Source organism: Shigella sp. FC1967 (assembly GCF_001743005.1).
GTDB lineage: Bacteria > Pseudomonadota > Gammaproteobacteria > Enterobacterales > Enterobacteriaceae > Proteus.
Genome location: NZ_MIIZ01001032.1, coordinates 1 through 1,223, shown reverse-complemented (window position 1 = coordinate 1,223; position 1,223 = coordinate 1). Strand labels below are relative to the sequence as shown.

General features: G+C 35.2%; 1 protein-coding gene. It reads left to right on the top strand.

The window, feature by feature from the left end:
• Positions 1-1,093: 1,093 nt before the first annotated feature.
• Positions 1,094-1,223: replication initiation protein (locus BHE89_RS17835; protein WP_141008333.1), on the top strand; the 130-nt coding region annotated here is incomplete at its 3' end.

The following is a 1,223-nucleotide window of genomic DNA, read 5'->3' as shown; positions in this document are numbered from 1 at the left end:
AAACTGTGGGTCAGACGTCGGACCTGAATTCAGAACGGTTAAACCAATTTCAACCGACAAGTGTCAGCACTCATTCTGGTCTGAAAATGAAAAATTGGTTTTAAACTCGGTAATGAACCCGTTGTCTTGCAGACGTAGACCTTTCAGCTTTATGTCTTACAAACATCAACTTTTCGTTTATCCATTTGATAAATAATGATTTAAATAACATTATTTCTACTATTCAAATTCTTTTATCATCGTCAATATCGATATTTAGCGAGCACTGGAATGTTATAGCATTTTGATTTTAAAGTTTTTTTAGTTAAAACTCAGCGAAAGGTTGTCGTCTGTGTGACAGATCGCTTGATTTTTAACCGCCTCCATTCCTAGTTCTGCATTTGTTCTTTTGAAAAACTGTATTTTGAAAGTCACATGAATCGTTTTCTAAATGGCATCATAAATTCTGCAATTATGTCTGAGAATGTAAAATACAGTCTTACTGCAATATCGTTTATAGCAATAAAAAGCCACAGAACGAATCAGGAGTGGCTTTAATGCTTTGGATATGGAATTCATCGTTATGAGTAAAGAAAGTCGCTTACAGGCTCATACAACACCATTCTGACTGAGCCGTGAGCGTAGCGAACTTAATTGCACGAAAAATCATCGGTTCAGTAGTTTGATGGTCGGAGACAAAAGATTCTGTCAGCGATATGCCCCCGCAATGCGGGGGAGCTACCTTGATTTGGAAATATGTTTTGAAAAGTAGCAAACGCTGTTTGCGATATCCTCTTGAATAAGGGAAAACGTGATGTATCTGACAGGTTGAGCTGATTTATCCACAGGGCTTTTCTGTTTTAAATTGTTTTATGTTTTTAAACCTTGTTTTATCTATATGTACCATATTGTTTTATAATAAAAAAAATACCAATAGGCATAGAAATTTACGGTAATAGGCATAGAAATTTACGGTAATAGGCATAGAAATTTACGGTAATAGGCATAGAAATTTACGGTAATACTCACAAATTAGGCATAGACAAAATAAAAGACTTGCCTTTAATGTAGGGATAGACTAATTTTTTGTCTATCCCATTAAGTAGGAAGCGACATGTCTGAACTAATAGCATATAAATCCAATGCGTTGATTGAAGCTAGTTACAAACTAACTTTACAGGAACAGCGCTTGCTATTGATGTGTATTGGAAAGCTAAACCCTCGGGATAAAACTCCTCAAAAAA